We start from the raw sequence: 16,728 nt of genomic DNA on the forward strand, positions 1-16,728 counted from the left end.
GGATAAGGCTGTGAACGAGTACGCCGTCACGGTCATCGGCCACGACCGGCCCGGCATCATCGCCGACGTCGCCGAGATCCTGGCCCGCCTTGGCCTCAACCTCACCGACTCGACCATGACCCGGCTGCGCGGGCACTTCGCGATGACGCTGGTGTGCGCGGGACCGCCGACCGCCGAGGAGATCGACACGGCGCTGGAGCCGCTGACGGCCGACCGGACGCTGCTGGTCACCGTGCGCGGCGTCATGGAGGAGCCGGTGCACGAGCCCGCCGGCACCCACCACGTCCTCACCGTCCACGGCGCCGACCGGCTCGGGATTGTGGCGACTCTCACCCGCACCGTCGCGGAGTACGGCGGCAACATCACGGACCTCACGACCCGGCTGTCGGGCAGCCTCTACGTGGTCGTCGCGGAGCTCGACGTCGCCGACCCGGACGCGCTCGACGCGGCCCTGCGCGCCGCGGCGGACCGGCTCGGCGTCGAGGTCTCGCTGCGCCCGGCCGACGCGGATCTGCTGTGAGCGGCGTCGTTCTGCCGGTCGTACAAGCACCAGCCGCCGTCCTCGGCACCCCGACCGAGCCCGTCGACCCGACCGCCCCCGAGATCCTGCAGCTCGCCGAGGACCTGCTGGCGACCATGCGTGTCTCGCCCGGCTGCGTCGGGCTGGCCGCGACGCAGGTCGGGGTCGCCGCGCAGATCTTCTGCGTCGACGTCACCGGGCACCCGAAGGCACGTACGACACACGGCGCCTTCGTGCTGTGCAACGCGCGGATCGTCGAGGCCTCGCAGTGGCAGAAGGGGCGCGAGGGCTGCATGTCGGTGCCGGACCTCACCGGCGACGTCAAGCGGGCCAACCGGCTCGTGGTGGCCGGGTTCGCTCCCGGGGGTACCGAGGAGATCCAGATCACCACGGACGCCTTCGAGGCCCGGGCGCTGCAGCACGAGATCGACCACTGCTCCGGCCTGCTGTTCCTCGACCGGGTCGCCGGGGCGCACGCGGTCTACGCCCGCAAGGTCTATCTCTGAGCGCTTCTCACGGCGTGCCGCCACGGTCACCGACGGTTCCCTCGATACGGTGAGTACATCATGAAGCTGACGATTGGCCCACTGCCTGCCGGCGTCTACTGGCGGCGCCGAGCGATCGTCGGCGGGGTGCTCGTCGTCGCCTCGCTCATGCTGTGGACGTCCTGCGGCGGCAGCGGCGGCGACGGGGACGATCAGCGGCGCACGTCGGGTACGGCCGACGCGACGAGCCCGGCCCCCGAGCCGACGGTCACCATCCAGGTGCCGACGACCGGCGGCCCCGCGCCCACGTCCTCCGCGCCGCCGCCCGCCGCGAGTTCGCCGGCTGCCCCGCCGCCGTCGACGGCGCCGCCGTGCGCCGACGCCGACCTGTCCCTGATCGCCACGCCCGAGCAGGCGGTCCAGTTCCGCGGTGCCTACCTCAAGTTCATGCTGAAGATCAAGAATACGTCGGGCCACGATTGCTCGCGGGACGTCGGGGCGGATGCGCAGGAGTTGTACCTGCAGGTCGCCGCCAGCAAAATTTGGTCCTCGGATACGTGCGACGCGCCGCACGGCACTCAGATGACCGTGCTGAAGCCCGGCATCGAGGTCTCGTTCACCAACGTGTGGAACGGCAAGGCGACGAACAACGGCTGCGCGAACCGCGAGACGCCGCCGGCCGGGAAGTACGAGCTGGTGGGCCGCCTGGGCACAAAGCTGAGCGACCCGGTGCAGGTCCAGCTGACGTGATGCTCTGATTGCTCAGCGTGACGAATTGATCGATCGCCGTGATGATCAATTAGGTGCTGAATGTTAAGGTGCCATTGAAGGGCGGAGCAGCACCCTGGAGCCGCGTTCCGTGCTGACGCTTCTCCGCCCCGGCGCTTTCTCCTGCCTGATCGGTGTTTCCTGGTTCGCCTACCCGCTTCCCGTCTCGGTTACCTGCGCTCCAGCGCGGTTACCCGCTTCCGCAGGTCGGGTTGCCTGCGGCTCGGCTCGGTACCGCTCGGTGTTCGGGCGCCTGGCTCGGTTTGTCGCCCGGGTCGCGACGATGGGCGCGTGGGTCGAGTCGAGGTCGCCGGACACGCCGACCGCGACCTTGGGCTCGCCGATCGCCGGCAGGCGCGCTGCCGTAGGCCGGCGACCTGGATGTTCTCCCGGTTAGTTCCTGGATGTTCGCCCGCCTGGTTATCGCTTCTCCAGGCGGTTGGCGACCTGGACCTGGTCCGGGGCGAACGCGGCGAGTGCGGCGAGGTGGCCGTCGGGGCTGCCGTTGAAGTCCCGCAGCCGGACCGCGAGGCTGATGCCCCGCGCGCCGTGGTCGCTGGCCTTGGCGAGCTTGCGCAGCACGGTCTGGTCGACCCAGGCCGGGTTCGAGCCGGTGCGGTCGAGACCTGGTTGGAGGCGGACGGTGAGATACCGCTCGCCGGCCACCTCGATGGCGGCCACCTCGCCGACGCGGGACCAGGGCAGGACCAGCGTGCGGACCCAGCCGGGGCGGACGGTGAGCGCGAAGTGGTTCGCGGCTACCCGGGGGCGGCGCGCCACCGACAGGGCGATCGGCGCGGCGCCGGCCGCGGCCAGGCCGGCCGTCCACATCGGAAGTTCGGCGAGCGGGTTGTGGGCGCCGGAGTCCAGGGTTTCGGGCTCGTCGCCGAACAGGGCGCGGACCAGCAGGACGGCGAGGGCGGCACAGGCGACGTACCACGTGAGCGTTCCCAGGGGCCGGGACGGAAACTCCGTCGCCATTCGATCCGCTCCGGACCGGCCACCGTGCGGGAACCCCTCGGAAATCAACCGCAATCAATCGGTGGATGGCATCTGCCCACTCTACGGGCTGGGTCGATACCGCACCAGCACCGGATGCGCGGCCATCCGTAGACTGTGCGGGTGCCGATTGACCGCGAGCCCGGCAGGGGCGGCGCCAACACCGGCCTCATCGGGGGCTGGGCCGCCGCGCTGCCCGGTGCCGATCCCATGCGCGCGACCCTGGCCCTGATGGCCCCGGGTACCGCCCTGCGCGACGGCCTGGAGCGCATCCTGCGCGGCCGGACCGGTGCCCTCATCGTGCTCGGGCACGACCGCGTGGTCGAGCAGATCTGCACCGGTGGCTTCCCCCTGGACGTCGAGTTCTCCGCGACCCGCCTCCGCGAGCTTTGCAAGATGGACGGCGCGGTTGTGCTGTCGAGTGACGGCGCCAAGATCGTCCGCGCGGCCGTGCACCTCATGCCCGACCCGACGATCCCGTCCGAGGAGTCCGGCACCCGCCACCGCACCGCCGAGCGCGTCGCCAAGCAGACCGGCTACCCGGTGATCTCGGTCAGCCAGTCGATGCGGATCATCGGGCTCTACGTCAACGGCCAGCGCCACGTGTTGGACGACTCGGCGGCCATCCTGTCCAAGGCCAACCAGGCCCTGGCCACGCTGGAGCGCTACAAGCTGCGCCTCGACGAGGTCAGCGGCACCCTGTCGGCCCTGGAGATCGAGGACCTGGTAACCGTCCGCGACGCGGTGGCGGTCGTCCAGCGGCTGGAGATGGTACGCCGCATCGCCGACGAGATCGCGGGCTACGTTGTCGAACTCGGCACCGACGGCCGCCTGCTCGCCCTCCAGCTCGAGGAGCTGATGGCCGGCGTCGAGGCCGACCGCACCCTGGTCATCCGCGACTACGTGCCCTCGGGCCGGCGCACCCGCTCGTCGGACGACGCGCTGGAGGAGCTCGACGCCCTGAGCGCGACGGAGCTGATCGACCTGGTCGCGGTGGCCAAGTCGCTTGGCTACCCCGGCGCGAGCGACGCCCTGGACGCGGCGGTCTCCCCGCGGGGCTTCCGGCTGCTGGCCAAGGTTCCGCGGCTGCCCCACCTGGTGGTGGAGCGGCTGGTCGAGCACTTCGGCAGCCTGCAGCGCCTGCTGGGCGCCACGGTGGAGGACCTCCAGGCGGTCGAGGGCGTCGGCGACGCCCGGGCCCGGGGCGTTCGCGAGGGCCTGTCGCGCCTGGCCGAGGCCTCAATCCTTGAGCGCTACGTCTAGGAACGGAAGCGCCCAGCCGACCACGCGCCGCCGCGGATCGAACGTCGCCGCGCCAGCACTCCGCCGATGCGCCCAGCCAACCGGCTCGCCCGCAGATACAAGGCGCCGGCCCGCGCCATCGCAAACCGGCCGGGCCGAGGCGAGGACGCGGCGGCGTCCCGCCGATCCAGCCAGTCGCGGCCGAGCGAGCGCCATGTTAACCGCGCGCCCCGCCGACCGGCTGGTCACGACCGAGTGAGCGTCGTGCCTACCGCGTCCGCCGACCGGCCAGTCATGGCTGGGCGAGGGCCATGTCAACCGCGCTCCGCCGACCTGCCGGCCAGTCATGGCTGGGCAAGTGTCGTGCCACCGCCCTCCGCCGGGCTGGGCGAGTGTCGCGCCTGCCGTGTTCCGCCGATCCGGCCGGTCGTGGCTGGGTGAGCGTCATGTCAACCCCGCTCCGCCGACCAGATGGTCAGGGCCGGTCGAGCGCCGTGCCCGCCGTGCCCGCCGTGCTCAGCCGACCGGCCCGCCGCAGCCGCACGGACGCCGCGACAGCAATGACCGCCGGCGGGCCTGGACAGGGCTGTGCCTCCCCGGCCCTCGGCCCCCCGCTCTTCAAGACCTGGACTCAGACATCCTCAGCGGTGGCCTTGACCGCGTAGTGCAACGCCGTCCGGATGTCGTTGACCTCCAGGACCCGCATTCCCGGAGGTGTGACGCCCGTGGCCGCGGGGCCGCAGCCCGGTGGGACCAGCGCGAACCGGAACCCGAGCCGCGCTGCCTCCGCCAGCCGTCGGGGCACCGCGCCCACGCGTCGGACCTCGCCGGTCAGGCCTACCTCGCCGAGCGCCACCAGGTCGGGTGGCATCGGCAGCTCGTGGGCGGCTGAGGCTGCCGCCAGGGCGAGGGCCAGGTCGGCGGCCGGCTCGGTGACCCGCAGGCCGCCGACCGTGGCGGCGTAGACCTCGCGGTCGTGGAGCTGGATGCCGGCGCGGCGTTGGAGCACTGCGAGGACCATGGCCAGGCGGGCCGAGTCGAGGCCGCTCACGGTGCGGCGGGGGGAGCCTGGCATCTGGGCGCCGATCAGGGTCTGGACCTCGGTGACCAGGGCGCGGCGGCCCTCCATGGCCACGCAGACGCAGGTGCCGGAGACGGCGTCGGCGTAGCGGGTCAGGAACAGGCCGCTCGGGTCGGGCAGGCTCGTGATGCCGCCCTCGTGCATCTCGAAGCAGCCGACCTCGTCCGCGGCGCCGAAGCGGTTCTTCAGGCCGCGGACCATGCGCAGGGACGAGTGCTTGTCGCCCTCGAAGTTGAGGACCACGTCGACCAGGTGCTCCAGGACGCGGGGGCCGGCGACATTGCCGTCCTTGGTGACGTGGCCGACGAGGACGGTGGCCAGGCCGCGCTCCTTGGCGATGGCGACCAGGGCGGCGGTCACCGCGCGGACCTGGGTCACGCCGCCGGCGACGCCGTCGACGCCGGGGGCGGAGACGGTCTGGACCGAGTCGAGGATCAGCAGGCCGGGCTTGACCGCGTCGAGGTGGCCGAGGACCGCGCCGAGGTCGGTCTCGGAGGCGAGGTAGAGCCGCTCGTGCAGGGCGCCGATGCGCTCGGCGCGCAGGCGGACCTGGCTCGTGGACTCCTCGCCGCTGACCACCAGGGACGGGCTTTCGCCCTGCACAGCCCACTGCTGGGCGACGTCGAGCAGGAGGGTGGACTTGCCGACGCCGGGCTCGCCGGCCAGCAGGACCACGCCGCCGGGGACGATGCCGCCGCCGAGGACCCGGTCGAACTCGCCGACGCCGGTCGGGCGGGCCTTGGCCGGGGCGGCGCTGATCTCGGCGATCGGGCGGGCCGGCTCGAGCGGGGCGCGGGGCGACACGGCGCGCAGGGCGGCCGGGCCGGCGACGGCGGCGCCGCCCGCGAGCTCCAGGATGGCGCCCCACTCACCGCACTCGGGGCACCGGCCCATCCACTTGGGCGGCCGGTGCCCGCAGACGTCGCATTCGTAGGTGGAGCCCCTGGTCTTCGTCACACCCCGAAGCTAGCGGAGGGGTACGACAAAACCGGTTACTCGGCGCCCTCTTCGTTGTGCACGACCGAGCTCGGCTTCGGCAGCGGCGTGAGCGGCGGCGTCATCGGCAGTTCGGCGACGGTGATCGTGGTGGTCCCGCCGCCCGCGTAGGCGAAGGTGAAGACGACGTTGCGCAGCGAGCCGCCGGACAGCAGCGGCGCGCCGGTGAGCTTGTCGACGGCGAGATACGTGCCGCTGTCGCGGCTGAGCACCGCAATGCCCGAGACCGGGATCTGGACCGAGATCTTCGCGTTGCCGGCCGAGGTCGGTGACGGCGCGGCCGCGGGCGATTCGGACGCCGACTCGCCAACCTCGGGGTTGGCACTGCCCGAGGGGTTGGCGCTGCCCGACGGCTTCTTGGACCCGGGCGGGGTCGGGGAAGCGGTGGTCGGCGAGGGCGAGGCGGGCGCCGCCGCGGCGGACGCGCCGCCGACGAGGACGATCGTGCCGTTGTCGCTGGTCACGCCGGTCAGCGTGGCCGCCTGCGTGGCGTTGTTGAACAGCCGGACGTTGATCGGGACCGTCGAACCGGGCTTGTACTGGTCGGCGTAGGCGACCACGCCGTCGCGCAGCACGATGTTGCCGTCGGCGCTGTTGACGTTGACCCCAGGGACGGCGGCGACCTGGGTGTCGGTCTGGGTGACCTGACCGGACCCGCACGCGGAGAGCAGGCCGACGCCAAGCGCGGCCGTTGCCATGAGCGCGGCGCCCAGCACTGTGCGGCGGCGAGCCAGCGGCATGGCCGGAGTCTTACGCGTCACCTTGGTTCCTCCAAATCAAGGGCCGGCGGGGTGCGGTGTGGGTCGGCCAGAGATGCAGCCGCACTACAGCCTAGATGCCGTTGATCGAGCGATTACGCCCACCCTGGCAAAGGGGAATCAATCCAAGTTCAGGCCGCTGAGCAGGAGAAACGCGACATCGATCAGCGCCACGACGATGACGGCGAGGAAGGGTGCCCGGGAAGCTGTGTCGCGGCTCATGCGGTACCAACCCCAGGAGAGCGCGATCAGCGCGGCCGCGAGGGCCGGCCAGAACAGCACCGGCGGCGGACCCGGCGGCCCGAACGCGAGCGCCGCGGTCGCCGCGAGCAGCAGCACCGCCGCGCACGCCAGCGATCCCCGCCGCCCGAAGCGCTGCGGCAGGCCGTGCACCCCCGCGCGCGTGTCGGCGGCGAGGTCCGGCAGCGTGTTGACGAAGTGCGCGCCCGCGCCGAGCAGGCCCCCCGCGGCCAGCAGCCACACCGGCGGCGTCTTTCCCGCCCCGAGCACCACGAACGCGGGCAGACAGGTGAACGACACCACGTAGGGCACCACGGAGGCGAGCGTCGCCTTCAGCGGCCAGTCGTAGAGCAGCGCCGAGACCAGCGCCAGCGCCGAGAGCAGGCCGGCCTGCGGCCCGGAGAGGAAGCCCAGCGGCACGCAGACGGCGGCCGCCGCCACCCCGAGGGTGAGCACGAGCCGGCGCGACACCTTCCCGGCCGCGACGGGCTTGTCCGCCCGCCCGGCGGCGGCGTCGCGGTCGGCGTCCAGGGCATCGTTGACCCATCCGATGGCGAGCTGACTCGACAGTACCGTCGCCCCGGCCGCCACCACCCCGGGAACCGGCCGGTCCAGGCCGGCGGAGAGCAGGACGGCGACCGCGGTGACCCCGGCGGCGGGCTCCGGGTGGCTCGCACGCAGTAGCGAGATCGCAACCGACACTCGGCAAGTGTGGCCGCCGGAGGGGTTCCATGTCAGGCTCGTCTCATGCCCTTGCGGCGCGCTCGCAATGATCCCGGTCAGTATGACGACCTGGCCGGCGAGTGGTGGCGCCCGGGGAGCCCGCTGTCGATGCTGTACTGGCTGGCGAAGGCCCGTGCCCGGCTGATCCCGCCCGCGGAGCGCCCCGGCGCCGTGCTGGTCGATCTCGGCTGTGGCGGCGGGCTGCTCGCCCCGCACGTGGCCGGCAAGGGGTACCATCACATCGGCGTCGATCTCATCGTCTCCGGCCTGGAGCAGTCCGCCGCGCACGGCGTCACCCCGATCCTCGCCGACGTGCGTCAACTGCCGTTCGCCGACGCCAGCGCCGACGTCGTCAGCGCCGGCGAGCTGCTCGAGCACGTGCCGGACCTGCCGCGGGTCGTCGCCGAGGCGTGCCGGATCCTGCGCCCGGGCGGCTGGCTGGTGCTCGACACGCTGGCCGATACGGCGCTGGCGCGGCTGGTTGCCGTACGCCTCGCCGAGGCCGTGCTGCCCGCGGTGCGCGGCATCCACGACCCCGCCCTGTTCGTCGATCCGCGGCGCCTGCGGGCCGAGTGCGCGCGCCACGGGGTGCCGCTGGACGTGCGCGGGGTACGCCCGGCCCTGCCGGCCCTCGCGCGCTGGCTGGCCACCCGCCGCAACGCCGTGCCGATCGTGCCGACGTTCTCGACCGCGATCCTCTACCAGGGGCGCGGCAGGAAGGGGAGTCAGTGACCGGTGCCGCCATCGCGGGGATGTACGCGACGTTTCCCGGGCAGATGAGCCAGGACGAGGTGTGGGACGGCTACTTCAGGCGGCACTACGACGGGCCCCGCCGGGGGCTGGCGAAACGGATCTTCGCCAACTCGGGTGTGGTCACGCGGCACGGGGCGGTCAACCCGTTGCTGGAGGACGCGTCGTCGTGGTCGACGGGTGAGCGCATGCACCGGTACCTCGCCGAGGCCCTTCCTCTTGGCAAGGACGCCGTCGCCGGGGCGCTGGACGCCGCGGGACTGCGCCCGGACGAGATCGGGCTGTTCGCGGTGTGCTCCTGCACCGGCTACGCCACGCCCGGCCTCGACATCCTCCTCGCCCGTGACCTGGGCATGGCCCCGGACACGCAGCGGCTGTTCATCGGCCACATGGGCTGTTACGCGGCCCTGCCCGGGCTCGGTGCGGTCGCGGACTACGTGGCCGCGCGCAGGCGCCCGGCCGTCCTGCTCTGCCTGGAGCTGACCAGCCTGCACGTGCAGCCGCCGAGCGAGGACCCGCAGCAGATCGTCGCGCACGCGCTGTTCTCGGATGCGGCCGCCGCAGTGGTACTCGTGCCAGGCGCGGCCGGTCACGACGTGTCCGACGTCGCCGCGGTCACCGACACCGCGACCGCGGACCACATGACCTGGGACGTCACCGATCTCGGCTTCCGCATGGGCCTGTCGCCGAAGGTCCCCGACGTGCTGTCGATCTACGTCGCCGACCTCGTCGACCGGCTGCTCACGCCGCGCGGGCTGGCGGTGGCCGACGTGGACGGCTGGGCTGTGCACCCCGGCGGGCCGCGGATTCTCGACGTCGTGCGCGATCAGCTCGCGCTGCCGGAGTCCGCCCTGGCCGAGTCGCGCGGCACGCTGGCGGCGCACGGCAACTGCTCCTCGCCGACGGTGCTGCTCATCCTCGACGCGTTACGCCGCCGCGCCGCCGGCCCGCCGCGCACCATGGTGGCGCTGGCGTTCGGGCCGGGGCTCACACTTTACGGGGTACTACTGCAGCTTTGAAAGCTCTTCGGAGAAGGAGTCGGGCGACGTCACGGAGCGGACCGCCCGCAGCAGATGGCCGTCGCCGGCGACCAGGACGGCGGCGGTGGTCCGCTCGCCGGCCAGGGCGGGCACCGAGGCGCGCACGGAGTTGTTCGGGTCGGCCAGCGAGCGGACCGTCGCCTGCGGGTTGAGCTCGCTCGGCAGCGTGGGCGCCCGGGTGGCGACGACGATGACCTTGGCGGTGCCCTTCGCGGCGGCGACGGCGTCGGCGGTGCTTCGGATCAGCTGCTCGCAGGTGCAGCCGTCCACGAGCAGGATGACGACCGGGGTGAGCTCGGTGAGCCCGACCGGCGCGCCCTCGGCGTCCTGCAGGCTCACGCCGGTCAGCGACACGGCGGCGGCCGCGGACGTGGGCGGGGTGAGCCGGGGCGTGGTCCTGGGGGCGCGCCCGGGCCACACGACGGCGAAGAGGCTCACGAGCGTCGCGACGACCGCGATCGACATGATCAGCAGGGGTACGGCGAGTCCGGGCGAATCGTCGGTGGTCCGCCGCGCCGGCTCGGGCGGCAGGTGGAACCGGCGCCGCCAGCTGCGGCGGATTGCGGCCCGGCGGAATTGTCGGCGGATGGTCGCGCCCTCGTGGTCGAGTGCGGCGGCATCGTCGGGGATGATGATCGTTCCCCACTCAGGCGGGAGATCCGGCAGGCCACCACCCTCTTGTGGTCGATCACCACCGCCGTTGTCGCCACGCAGCGTACCCATCGCTGTTCTCCTCGCACCTGCCTCAACTTTCCCTCACCCGACCGCCATACACCAGAGGTGACTACATCGAGATCTGTGCGTATCATCGACGCTCCGCCGCTGGTCACGTCACACAGGGTGTCGGAACTGGACCTTGCGCGTGCGCGGGGAGACACTTGCCGTAATCAATCGGATATGTCCGACTGGCAGGTCATTTGTGCGTGCTCCGGGTTGTTGATCCGCTACACAGCAGGTTCCACGATTCCTGTCAAGCGGGAGAAAGGGGACTCACATGTGTTCTGACCTGCGCGAATGCTGCTCTCTGGGGTGGGACGACAGCGCGTGACCGTGTTACCCTAGACACAGCGAAAGGGGTTTCGAACCTATGGTTTTCAGTGTCGGCGAGACCGTTGTCTACCCCCACCACGGGGCCGCACTCATCGAGGCAATCGAGACTCGCGTCATCAGGGGCGAGGAGAAGCAGTATCTCGTCCTCAGGGTCGCTCAGGGTGACCTGACGGTGCGGGTGCCCGCCGAGAACGCCGAGATCGTCGGCGTGCGCGAGGTGGTCGGCGAAGAAGGCCTGACGAAGGTCTTCGACGTCCTCCGCGCTCCGCACACCGAGGAGCCGACCAACTGGTCGCGGCGTTACAAGGCGAATCTGGAGAAGCTGGCCTCCGGCAATCCGCTCAAGGTCGCTGAGGTCGTCCGTGACCTGTGGCGTCGCGACCGTGAGCGCGGTCTGTCGGCCGGCGAGAAGCGCATGCTCGCCAAGGCTCGGGACATCCTTGTCGGCGAGGTGGCGCTCGCCGAGAAGAGCACCAAGGACGAGGCGGAGTCGCTGCTCGACAAGGTGCTGACCGAGGCCTGAGATTCCAGCCCGGCTATCCCTTCGATCGAGGACCGCGACGTGACGGCGCACGTGTTTGTGCGTGGTGACGTCGCGGTCCTCGTGCCGGCCGCAGGTATGGGGGTCCGACTCGGACCCGGCGGCCCCAAGGCACTTCGCCTGCTCGGCGGCGAACCACTCCTCGTTCATGCCGTACGCCGTCTGGCCCTTGCGCCCAGCGTCGGCTGCATCGTCATCGCGGCGCCGGCCGACGCTGTGTCCGACGTGACCTTGATGCTCGCGCCCGTCGCGCCCGTGATCGTCGTGGCCGGCGGGGCGACTCGGCAGGCCTCTGTCGCCGCTGCCCTGGCCGCCGTGCCCGACGGGTTCGACATCGTGCTCGTGCACGACGCGGCGCGCGCGCTGACCCCACCGGAGCTGGTGGAGTCCGTGGCGGATGCGATACGAGGGGGGCACGGCGCGGTCATACCCGTTCTCCCGGTGGTCGACACCATCAAACGGGTCTCGCCTTCCGGCGCGGTCGTCGAGACCGTGGACCGCTCCTGCCTGCGGGCCGTGCAGACGCCGCAGGGCTTCCGGCGCGATGTCCTGGTCAAGGCGCATGAGGCCGCCGTCGACGAGCACACCGACGACGCCGGGATGGCGGAGCGGATCGGTGTTGCCGTGCACACGGTGCCGGGGTCCGAAGCGGCCCTGAAGATCACCCGGCCGTTCGATCTCGAAGTGGCTTCGCTGCTGCTCTGATGGGTTTTGGGCGATAAGTCGGGCGCTCCGCGCCGCGACTTATCGGACTTATACCCCGGCAGGCGGAAAATCCGATTCTGGCGTCGCCGCCTCGGGTTCTCGTCGCCGTCGCTCTGGTGTCTCATCGCGGGCGATATTTCGGACATGTCGCCGAATGAACGCCGCCCTAGGACTCGGGCGAGATGTGCCTCGGCGACCTGTGAGCGTTTGGCCGCGGGGCGCTGGCCTCCTGGGTGAGAGGTACCGGAGCCAGAGGTCTGCGACAACGGCGAATCACCCTGAAATGACCGGCAATCAGGTCTCGCTCGTGGCCCTCCTGCCATAACGCTGCGGCAGCCGGACCATGCCGCGTCGCGCGGCGCTGGAGTGCGGAAAGCGGTGGCCGCTTCTCGGAGGCGATCGGGTCAGGCGGGGGAGGGAGCCGGGGTCGGGGTCTTGCGGGGGCGGCGGCGCCACAGCAGGAAGCTGCCGACCGAGCCGCCGATGCCCAGGGTGGCGATCATGACGCCCGCGATCGACATGCCCAGGGCGTCGCCGCGGGCGGTGGCCGAGCCCAGGGCCGAGTACGCCAGCGTGGCCGGCAGGGCGCCCAGCACCGTGCCCGTGATGAAGGCGCTCATCCGCACGCTCGTGGTCCCGAAGATGTAGTTGGCGATGCCGAAGGGCACGAAAGGTACCATCCGGGAAATCACGATCGCGAGAACGCCGCGCTTGGCGACGGCCTGCTCCATGGTCAGCAGGCGGCCGCTGAGGTGGCGGGCCATGAAGTCGCGGCCGAGCAGGCGGCCGACGGTGTGGGCGATCAGGGCACCCAGGGTGACGCCCAGCATGATGTACAGCGCGCCGCCCACGAAACCGAACAGCAGCCCCCCGACGCCGGCCAGCAGCGTGCGGGGCGCGAGGGCGGTGGTCAGCACGGCCGAGCCGCCGATCGCGATGATCGGGGCCATGGGGTGATTCGGGCCGATCGCGTGGGCCAGGGACGCCCGAGTCGGGTGAACGATGATGATCGCCACGGACAGGGTGAGCACGAGCACGGCGAGCGCACCGAAGCGAAGCGCGGCTCCGGTGCGCCACCACGGCTTGTGGCTCGTCGGGGTCGTCAGGTCGCTGCGCACCCGACCCAGCGTAGGCCCATCTCGCCGGACTGCCGACCCCGACGAGCGTTCGGCAACCGAAGGTTCACGGCCGAGCACCGAACGTCGTACCCTCCCGAAGTGATGTTGATCGGTAACGGTACGGACGTCCATGCCTTCGAGCCCGGGCGCGACTGCTGGGTCGCCGGGCTCAGGTGGGAGGGCGTCGACGGGCTCGCCGGGCACTCCGACGGTGACGTTGCCGCCCACGCGATCTGCGACGCGCTGCTCTCGGCGGCCGGGCTGGGTGATCTCGGGGCGAACTTCGGCACGTCGCGGCCCGAGTGGGCGGGTGCGTCCGGGGTGACCCTGCTGCGCGAGACGGCTCGGCGGGTCCGTGCCGCCGGCTTCGAGATCGGCAACGTCTCCGTGCAGGTCATCGGGGTGAAGCCCAAGGTCGGCACGCGGCGCGCCGAGGCCGAGCGGGTTCTGCACGACGCCATCGGCGCCATCGTACGGCTCTCCGGAACCACCACCGACGGCCTCGGCTTCACCGGGCGGGGCGAGGGCCTCGCCGCGACCGCCGTGGCGCTGATCTACCAAATCGTGAAAGAGGCATAGATGAACGACACCCTGCGTGAGCTGCTGGACCGGCGGGCGTTCCTGGTGCTCGGCACCGTCAACCCCGACGGCGGGCCGCAGAGCAGCGTGATCTGGGCCAAACACGACGCCGGCGACGTGGTCTTCTCGACGATCCGCGGGCGGCGCAAGACCCGGAACATGGAGCGCGACCCGCGCGTCTCGCTGTGCGTGTACGACCCGGCCAACCCGTATCGCTACGTCGAGGTCCGCGGCACCGTCACCCTCACCGAGGAGGGTGGCCCGGAGCTGATCGACGAGCTCAGCCGGGCGTACGACGGCAAGCCCTGGGTCGAGCCACGCCCCGACGTGGTCCGGGTCGTTGTCCGGGTGAGCGCGACGAAGGTGATCGAACACTAGGCCGCTTCAAGCTATCGCCGTGCACCTCACCGACACGCTCACGAGCATCGAAGACTGGCTGCGCGCCAATGCCCCGGCGACCGCCGCCGAGCTCGGGCCGCCCGCCACCGACGAGGACCTGGACGCGCTGCGCCGCGGGCTCGGCCTGCCGCTGCCCGGCGAGCTTGTCACCCTGCTGCGCTGGCACAACGGGGGCGGCGACAGCGACCTGCCCATGACCGTCGCTCCCAGCTACGGCATGCTCGGCACCCGCGACATCGTCTCGATTACCGAGTCCAATCGCAGGGTCGGCGGCGCCGTATCGCCGCCCGTGTGGCAGCCCTCGTGGCTCGCTGCCGGGTCGTCCTTCACCAACAGCTATCTCGTCGTCGAGACCGCCGATCCGGCCGGCGCCGTCTTCACCTTCACGTGGACCGACGGGGCGCCGGCTGACCATCCGACGTGGCCCTCGCTGGCCGAAGCCCTCGCCACGATGCTGCACACCCTCCAGACCGGCGAGTCGCCCGCCGGCCTGCCGGTCGAGGTCAACGACGACGGGTACCTGGACTGGTGACGCCTCAGTACGACCCGGCGCCATCGCCGTGATTAGTCGTTGCGCGCCCAGGTCCACGCGTAGCCGGCGTCCTCGATCGCGACGGCCGGCTCGCACAGGTCGAGCGGGCGGAACGTGTCGACCATCACCGCGAGCTCATCGAACGCCTCGGCGCCGATCGCGCGCTCGACCGCGCCCGGCTGCGGGCCGTGCGTGAAGCCGCTCGGGTGCAGCGAGATCGAGCCCTGCTCGATGCCGGAGCCGCGGCGGGCCTCGTAGTTGCCGCCGGTGTAGAAGAGCACTTCGTCGGAGTCGACGTTGTGGTGGTTGTACGGCACCGGGATCGCCAGCGGGTGGTAGTCGACCTTGCGGGGGACGAACGAGCAGATCACGAAGTTGGGGCCCTCGAACGTCTGGTGCACCGGCGGCGGCTGGTGCACGCGCCCGGTGATGGGCTCGAAGTCGTGGATCGAGAAGGCCCACGGGTAGAGGCAGCCGTCCCAGCCGACGACGTCGAATGGGTGATTTGCGTAAATGTGCTCGGTCCAGCCCCGCCGGTGCTGCACCAGCACAGAAATGTCGTACCCCTCCGCAAGGATGGGTTCCGCTGGAGCACGCAGATCCCGCTCGCAGTAGGGGGCGTGCTCCAGGAACTGTCCACGCACGGAGAGATAGCGCCGCGGGGGTCCGATATGTCCGGTTGCTTCGATCGCCAGCAGCTTCACCGGCCCGTTGTTGGGCACCAGTCGATGAATGACCGAGGTCGGGATGATCGCGTAGTCGCCCTCGGCCAGCTCCAGCACGCCGAAGGTCGACTCCAGCGTCACCGAGCCGGCCGAGACGTAGAGGCACTCGTCGCCGATCGCGTTGCGATACAGCGGCGACGGCTCGGTCGCCTCGACGTAGGAGATGCGCACGTCGTCGTTGGCGAGCAGGTGCTGCCGGCCGAGCACCGCGTCCACCTTGTCGCCGCCGATCTTGCCGGTCTGGAAGTGGCGCGGCTTGAGCGGCAGATTGGGCAACCGCGACCACGCGGGCGGCTCGAACGGCACCGCCGAGAGGATCGCCGTCGGCCGGTTGCGGTGGTAGAGCAGCGCGGAGTCGCTCGAAAAACCCTCCTGCCCCATCAGCTCTTCCGCGAACAGCGAGCCGTCCGGCTGGCGAAACTGGGTGTGGCGCTTCGGCGGCACTTCGCCGACGCGGCGGTAGTACGGCATCACGGCCCTCCATTTCGGAGTGTCCGGATAGCGGACGAAGTTGTCCGCCCTCTAAAGCGTCCACTAGATTCGGAAGCCGTGTCAAACGCAGTGCCAACCCTGCTGACCGCACTGGTCGACGACGCCGCCGTGTTCCCGCCCGGCAGTGCGGCGCTGACCGACGCCGTGCCCGCGCACGCCGAGCACCGGCGGAGCTGGTTCGCCCAGCTCATCGGCCCACTGCTCATCCCCGTCGCCGACCGTCGCGCGTTCCGCGCCCTCGCCCCGCCCGGCACCGCTGTCGGCCTGGTCGGCGACCCGGCCACCGTCGAGGCCGCCCTCGGCGACCTGCCCGCCGGCACCTGCCAGCTGGAGAGCCCGGTCGCCAAGCGGGGCGAGGATCCGCTGCCCGGCATCGAGCGGCTCGCGACGCTCTCGCGGAAGAGCGAAGAGCCCCTGCGGCTGTATCTCGAAGTGCCTCTCGCCTGGGGCCTCATGTCAGCCCTGGACGCGCTCGCCCAACTGCGCGCCGAGGGGCTCCCGGTCGCCGCCAAGTTCCGCACGGGCGGGCTGGCCGCCGAGCTCTTCCCGAGCCCAGCGGAGCTCGCGTCCGTGATCTGCGCCTGCCGCGACCGCGACCTGCCGTTCAAGTTGACCGCCGGACTGCATCACGCGGTCCGGCACACCGACGCCGAGACGGGCCTGGTCCACCACGGCTTCCTCAACGTCCTGGCGGCGGTCCTGGCCGCGGCGGACGGGGGCGACCCCGGCGATCTCGCACCGATCCTGGGTGCCACCGAGCCGCTGCCGCTGGCCGATCGGGTGGCGCCGGAGCTGGGGCGGGAGCGGCCGCTGTGGGTGGGATTCGGCAGCTGCAGCGTCAAGGATCCGGTCGCCGACCTGGTGACGCTGGGGCTGCTGCAACGACCCCGCCCGACGCCCGCGGAGCCGGCCCGATGAGGGCCCCGGTGCGGCTGAAGCGGATGGCCTTCGGCCGGGGCGGCGGTGCCGCGATCAGAGCCGCGGT

At 71.7% G+C, this 16,728-nt stretch carries 19 protein-coding genes; 12 read left to right on the forward strand and 7 right to left on the reverse strand.

Translation table 11 applies throughout. The features are described from left to right. The first annotated feature begins 10 nt into the window (after positions 1-10). Genes ACQPY0_RS02335 through ACQPY0_RS02345 form a run of 3 tightly spaced genes read left to right on the forward strand, consistent with a single transcriptional unit; the run spans position 11 to position 1,755 of the window. Positions 11-520 (forward strand): glycine cleavage system protein R, encoded by a 510-nt coding sequence (locus ACQPY0_RS02335; protein WP_432983863.1) that lies wholly within the window; start codon positions 11-13, stop codon positions 518-520. After that, positions 517-1,026 (forward strand): peptide deformylase, encoded by a 510-nt coding sequence (def, locus tag ACQPY0_RS02340; RefSeq protein WP_432983866.1) that lies wholly within the window; start codon positions 517-519, stop codon positions 1,024-1,026. Before ACQPY0_RS02335 ends, def begins: the two co-directional genes overlap by 4 nt. Positions 1,027-1,086: 60 nt before the next feature. Beyond that, positions 1,087-1,755: a hypothetical protein gene (locus ACQPY0_RS02345; RefSeq protein ID WP_432983869.1), complete on the forward strand. Its 669-nt coding sequence runs from the start codon at positions 1,087-1,089 to the stop codon at positions 1,753-1,755. Between the two features lie 438 nt (positions 1,756-2,193). Here the strand turns inward: ACQPY0_RS02345 and ACQPY0_RS02350 are convergent, their stop codons facing one another. Next, entirely contained in the window at positions 2,194-2,754 is a 561-nt protein-coding gene (locus tag ACQPY0_RS02350) for a hypothetical protein (protein ID WP_432983871.1), read from the reverse strand. 141 nt (positions 2,755-2,895) lie between these two features. Between ACQPY0_RS02350 and disA the strand changes: the two genes are divergently transcribed. Beyond that, entirely contained in the window at positions 2,896-4,035 is a 1,140-nt protein-coding gene (gene disA, locus ACQPY0_RS02355; protein ID WP_432983874.1) for a DNA integrity scanning diadenylate cyclase DisA, read from the forward strand. Between the two features lie 610 nt (positions 4,036-4,645). On the opposite strand, the gene radA is transcribed toward disA, so the two are convergent. The 3 genes from radA to ACQPY0_RS02370 form a co-directional block, all read right to left on the reverse strand. Then, positions 4,646-6,052, reverse strand: a complete 1,407-nt coding sequence (gene radA / locus ACQPY0_RS02360) for a DNA repair protein RadA (protein ID WP_432983877.1) — start codon at positions 6,050-6,052, stop codon at positions 4,646-4,648. 35 nt (positions 6,053-6,087) lie between these two features. Then, entirely contained in the window at positions 6,088-6,852 is a 765-nt protein-coding gene (locus tag ACQPY0_RS02365) for a hypothetical protein (RefSeq protein WP_432983880.1), read from the reverse strand. A gap of 117 nt (positions 6,853-6,969) precedes the next feature. Continuing rightward, entirely contained in the window at positions 6,970-7,791 is an 822-nt protein-coding gene (locus tag ACQPY0_RS02370; protein ID WP_432983882.1) for a UbiA family prenyltransferase, read from the reverse strand. Positions 7,792-7,836: 45 nt separating this feature from the next. On the opposite strand from ACQPY0_RS02370, the gene ACQPY0_RS02375 reads away from it, so the two are divergent. Together ACQPY0_RS02375 and ACQPY0_RS02380 are read left to right on the forward strand one after the other, a co-directional pair. After that, on the forward strand, positions 7,837-8,544 hold the full coding sequence (locus ACQPY0_RS02375; RefSeq protein ID WP_432983884.1) for a methyltransferase domain-containing protein: 708 nt from the start codon (positions 7,837-7,839) through the stop codon (positions 8,542-8,544). Between the two features lie 20 nt (positions 8,545-8,564). Next, the gene (locus tag ACQPY0_RS02380) at positions 8,565-9,581 is read left to right on the forward strand and encodes a type III polyketide synthase (protein ID WP_432994944.1); all 1,017 of its coding nucleotides are present in this window, start codon (positions 8,565-8,567) and stop codon (positions 9,579-9,581) included. Here ACQPY0_RS02380 and ACQPY0_RS02385 read toward each other — a convergent pair. After that, positions 9,567-10,325 carry a hypothetical protein gene (locus ACQPY0_RS02385; RefSeq protein WP_432983887.1) on the reverse strand — a complete coding sequence of 253 codons (759 nt, stop codon included), beginning with the start codon at positions 10,323-10,325 and terminating at the stop codon, positions 9,567-9,569. The genes ACQPY0_RS02380 and ACQPY0_RS02385 overlap by 15 nt on opposite strands. A gap of 364 nt (positions 10,326-10,689) precedes the next feature. Between ACQPY0_RS02385 and ACQPY0_RS02390 the strand changes: the two genes are divergently transcribed. Together ACQPY0_RS02390 and ispD are read left to right on the forward strand one after the other, a co-directional pair. Then, positions 10,690-11,175, forward strand: a complete 486-nt coding sequence (locus tag ACQPY0_RS02390) for a CarD family transcriptional regulator (RefSeq protein WP_432983890.1) — start codon at positions 10,690-10,692, stop codon at positions 11,173-11,175. Positions 11,176-11,271: 96 nt separating this feature from the next. Next, a complete protein-coding gene (gene ispD, locus ACQPY0_RS02395) occupies positions 11,272-11,898 on the forward strand; it encodes a 2-C-methyl-D-erythritol 4-phosphate cytidylyltransferase (protein ID WP_432994946.1) in 627 nt (208 codons plus the stop codon). A gap of 404 nt (positions 11,899-12,302) precedes the next feature. Here ispD and ACQPY0_RS02400 read toward each other — a convergent pair whose 3' ends face one another. Continuing rightward, entirely contained in the window at positions 12,303-13,016 is a 714-nt protein-coding gene (locus ACQPY0_RS02400; protein ID WP_432983893.1) for a TVP38/TMEM64 family protein, read from the reverse strand. A 102-nt stretch (positions 13,017-13,118) separates the two neighbouring features. Here ACQPY0_RS02400 and ispF point away from each other — a divergent pair, with 102 nt between their 5' ends. From ispF to ACQPY0_RS02415, 3 genes are read left to right on the forward strand one after another with little or no spacing between them, the layout of a single operon-like run. Next, positions 13,119-13,595, forward strand: a complete 477-nt coding sequence (gene ispF / locus ACQPY0_RS02405; RefSeq protein WP_432994948.1) for a 2-C-methyl-D-erythritol 2,4-cyclodiphosphate synthase — start codon at positions 13,119-13,121, stop codon at positions 13,593-13,595. Then, entirely contained in the window at positions 13,596-13,973 is a 378-nt protein-coding gene (locus tag ACQPY0_RS02410) for a PPOX class F420-dependent oxidoreductase (RefSeq protein ID WP_432983896.1), read from the forward strand. It begins immediately after the preceding gene. Positions 13,974-13,992: 19 nt separating this feature from the next. After that, positions 13,993-14,526: an SMI1/KNR4 family protein gene (locus tag ACQPY0_RS02415; RefSeq protein ID WP_432983899.1), complete on the forward strand. Its 534-nt coding sequence runs from the start codon at positions 13,993-13,995 to the stop codon at positions 14,524-14,526. A 32-nt stretch (positions 14,527-14,558) separates the two neighbouring features. Here ACQPY0_RS02415 and ACQPY0_RS02420 read toward each other — a convergent pair whose 3' ends face one another. Next, positions 14,559-15,722, reverse strand: coding sequence for a homogentisate 1,2-dioxygenase (locus tag ACQPY0_RS02420; RefSeq protein ID WP_432983902.1), 1,164 nt, complete (start codon positions 15,720-15,722; stop codon positions 14,559-14,561). A 78-nt stretch (positions 15,723-15,800) separates the two neighbouring features. Here ACQPY0_RS02420 and ACQPY0_RS02425 point away from each other — a divergent pair, with 78 nt between their 5' ends. Continuing rightward, the gene (locus tag ACQPY0_RS02425) at positions 15,801-16,661 is read left to right on the forward strand and encodes a hypothetical protein (RefSeq protein ID WP_432983905.1); all 861 of its coding nucleotides are present in this window, start codon (positions 15,801-15,803) and stop codon (positions 16,659-16,661) included. Positions 16,662-16,728 lie beyond the last annotated feature (67 nt).

It is taken from the genome of Dactylosporangium sp. CA-233914 (assembly GCF_050942935.1).
Lineage (GTDB): Bacteria > Actinomycetota > Actinomycetes > Mycobacteriales > Micromonosporaceae > Dactylosporangium.